Annotated in this window: 4 protein-coding genes and 1 pseudogene; 3 read left to right on the top strand and 2 right to left on the bottom strand. The window is 52.3% G+C overall.

The window, feature by feature from the left end; genetic code table 11:
- Positions 1 to 247: 247 nt before the first annotated feature.
- Positions 248 to 415, top strand: a pseudogene (locus QZ197_RS16135) (zinc ribbon domain-containing protein); the annotation flags it as partial.
- Here QZ197_RS16135 and QZ197_RS14375 read toward each other — a convergent pair.
- Entirely contained in the window at positions 356 to 550 is a 195-nt protein-coding gene (locus tag QZ197_RS14375; protein ID WP_296432819.1) for a hypothetical protein, read from the bottom strand. The pseudogene QZ197_RS16135 and the gene QZ197_RS14375 sit on opposite strands and share 60 nt — an antisense overlap.
- A 70-nt stretch (positions 551 to 620) precedes the next feature.
- On the opposite strand from QZ197_RS14375, the gene QZ197_RS14370 reads away from it, so the two are divergent.
- Entirely contained in the window at positions 621 to 1,064 is a 444-nt protein-coding gene (locus QZ197_RS14370) for a hypothetical protein (protein WP_296432818.1), read from the top strand.
- Between the two features lie 500 nt (positions 1,065 to 1,564).
- Here QZ197_RS14370 and QZ197_RS14365 read toward each other — a convergent pair whose 3' ends face one another.
- Entirely contained in the window at positions 1,565 to 2,200 is a 636-nt protein-coding gene (locus QZ197_RS14365; protein WP_296432817.1) for a hypothetical protein, read from the bottom strand.
- 641 nt (positions 2,201 to 2,841) lie between these two features.
- On the opposite strand from QZ197_RS14365, the gene QZ197_RS14360 reads away from it, so the two are divergent.
- On the top strand, positions 2,842 to 3,281 hold a 440-nt coding region (locus QZ197_RS14360; protein WP_296432816.1), incomplete at its 3' end, for a hypothetical protein.

Below are 3,281 nucleotides of genomic sequence, written 5' to 3'. Positions count from 1 at the left end.
TCGAGACGACAATGACCTGATGCCAAATCAGCCAATTATTCCGCGCATAGGACGTAACACCTTCGGAATGATCTTCGGATACCCAATCTGAGTACAAGCTAAATCAAGAGATTTAACCACATCCTCACCGCGATAATTGAACTTCACATCCAGAGTATGGACGCCTAACGCAGTGCCCGACCTGCGTATTATTGATGAAAATCTTTGGACACGCGTCAAAACACGGCAGGGCAGCATCCGCCACACTATGCTCACCGCCCGCGATGAGAGCCCGAACAGCACCAACCCGCTGAACGGGAGCCACCGCGCCAAGTATCTGTTTTCAGGATTGTTGAAGTGTGGATGCTGCGGCGGTTCATACACCCTCATGAACAAAACCAAATACGGCTGCGCTGCCGCCCGCAACAAGGGTACCTGTGACAACCGTCTCCTGATCAAACGCGAAGACTTCGAAGCCCGAGTGCTTGAAGGGCTCAAAAGCAAGCTGCTTAATCCAGGCATGCTGACTGCCTTCGTCGCTGAGTATCAGCGCGAGTGGAACAAGCTGCAAAGAGAGACACTGTCGGACCGGTCAACGCATGAGACCGAGCTCAAGTCCGTCACCACGCAGGATCGACAACATGGTGGACGCCATCAGCAACGGCATGTTCCATCCGTCGATGAAGGCGAAGATGGACACACTGGAGGCCCGCAAGACGGAACTGGATGCCAAACTCGCGCAAACGCCCGAGGAAGACCCCATTCTTCTGCACCCGGCCCTCGCGCAAGTCTACGGCGCCAAAATCAGAGCCCTCGCTGACAGCCTTAACAATGAGGAGACCAAGGGGGAGGCGATCGAACTGTTACGTGGTTTGGTGTCTGAAGTACGGCTGCACCCTGACGAGAACGCGCCGAGTGGTCATCTCATTGAGTTATATGGGGAATTGGCAGCGATCCTGGAGTTATCAGGTCCCAGAAACGACAAAACCCGCCGTGTTACGGGCGGGGTGTCGGTTTCATTGGTTGCGGGAGCTCGATTTGGACACTGTTTCAAGAAACTTCGAGAAGTGCAGGTCGCCAGATGAAACGAGCCTTTCCTGCGCCATGGGACCGCATGCCGTAGGGCCCAATGAACATAGCCTGCTCCAGAAGCGTGTCCTCTGCGAACCCTGATGGAGGTTTCCATCCCGTCATTCACGGCCCACAGAGGCCATTCAGTTGCTGCCACGATGCTGCGCTGCGACCAGCTCAATCGTACATTCGCCGCATGCGTTCAAACCTCATCGGTTCCATCGTTCAGAATAAAGGCTGTTGCCGCCTTCGGTATCTTCTCCTGTTGTCCTTTAGCTCAATATTGAACAGAAAGTAGAGCACCACTGACAACAAAATGACCTTAAGGCAGGACTGAAGCACCTGAAGGTAGAAGATTTCATCATGGCTGTCGGTGGATGAAGACATCTAAAAGATCTGTGGTGCCAGAATGGTCCGAGATGGCCTCAGTTTGCCCCAAAAGCGCGAACTAGCGTTTGTCGGATACAGGCCAAGGCATGAGCGAGGTGGCCTGTATTCATTTTAGTAAATAAAATCAGTCTCGGCCTTTTCCGCTGCTGTTTCCTCTGTCACCGCCGCCGCTGTTTCCTCTATCACCACCGCCGCTGTTTCCTCTATCACCGCCGCCGTTGTTCCCGCTTTCACCGCCGTCACTGCGGTCTCCGGAGTTGCCATGGGAGTCCGAATCTTTGGTTGAGCGCTCAAGTTGCCCACGTCCGCGCTCCCCAACGGGATCGTCGGACGAACGGACTTCATCAAGTGTCACAATCCCATCCCCGTTTCCGTCAAACTTTGCCAGAGCAACCTGAGCTGCAGGACCAAAGTGATCGAGCATTTCGCCTTTGCTTATCACACCGTCTTCATTGACATCGGCTGTTTCAAACTCCGATTCCGTCAACTGTGGACCGTTTCCATCCTCGGCTGGAAAGTTTGCCTGATTATATGCCACGATTTCCTCAGGCGTAACAAAGGCGTCGGCTGTTTCACCAGCGCCATTGTACGCTTCGAAGTATATTGTTCCTTGCGCATCGCCGAACGCAGCCTGAAATTCGCTCAACTCTAATTGGTTGTCGCCGTTTGCATCAAGGTCGCCAAAAGTTGCTGCATAGGTACTACCTGCCGCCACGCTTAAGGTCATCACTAAGCACATTGTATTTCGGTTAATCAACATCGATCCTTCCTCTCAATTTTCCTCTGGTTGGACATAGGCATTTGCTGACAATCGGGCAAAATTGTGTCGATGTTTTTTAGCCCGCGGATTTTTGCTTAGGGCAGCCATTCTTTGCGAAGCATATGAAGTGGCAGAAGAGCTACTGCGAGGACTTCCAAGAAATAATTTAGTAATTAAATTCAGTAATTTACGCGAATATTAATTTCCAAGAATGTCTGACGTCAGCACCCGTTGGACACCATGGGCGACTTGGATCGCTAGAAATCAGATCAAGCTGAGGTGCCCGACTCAAGCTGGTTAGCTCTGACAAGACTGACCTCGCCCGTCTCAACAAGTCGCTCCTGACCGTACCCCATGAGTGGGTAAACATACCAATCAAGCGTATCCGCCTTCAAAAATGAACACTCACCCGATCGGGGCATCTCCTTGAGATGAGCGGTACTTTCGTAATTCAAATCAACGATCTGCAGGATATTCTGAATTATCATATTGGGTTTGGGGTACGCCTCATGGCTATCGGTCGGATGCCGCGTTGATCCGGTGCGCTGCGGCCAGCATTCTATGTTTACACATTTTTAACATTTGGGTGTCTGAGCGGGCGGTCCGAAAAACTGGCCAGCACCGTGGGGGAAGGTTGAAACATGGTTACAATTGACGGCGACGCAAGCGAGTGGCTTTCTGATTGGAGGCTGGACAGTACGTTAACAGGTGTTCTCGGCTATGGGATCTTCGGAACGTCCGACGAAAGCAACTTTTATTTCGCAATCGCGTCGGATGAGCCTCTCCTAGGCACTGGCGAAGCATCGAACACCGCTATTGGACTCTCAACCACGATCTGGCTGGATACAGACTTGGATCGGGCAACCGGTTATCAAATCTGGGGTTTCGTTGGCGGAGTAGAGTACAATATTGAAGTCATGCCAAACGGAGATGTCCAGTTGTTCAGCGGCGGCCCCGGCGAGACGCTGCTAGCAACTCTGACATCGGCGTATAACACGGACCAGACTTTCCTCGAATTCAGCGTGCCGAAATCCCTGCTTGCAGGTGATCCGGAACGGGTCCGCATCTTTGCCGATGTGAA

It is taken from the genome of Yoonia sp., assembly GCF_017854415.1.
Lineage (GTDB): Bacteria > Pseudomonadota > Alphaproteobacteria > Rhodobacterales > Rhodobacteraceae > Yoonia.
This window is presented reverse-complemented; position numbering and strand designations above follow the sequence as displayed.

What these genes read in the sequence shown, in the direction of transcription:
- QZ197_RS14370 (WP_296432818.1), top strand. Translation starts at nt 621, where the DNA reads ATGGTGGACGCCATCAGCAACGGCATGTTCCATCCGTCGATGAAGGCG.
- QZ197_RS14365 (WP_296432817.1), bottom strand. Translation starts at nt 2,200, where the DNA reads ATGTTGATTAACCGAAATACAATGTGCTTAGTGATGACCTTAAGCGTG.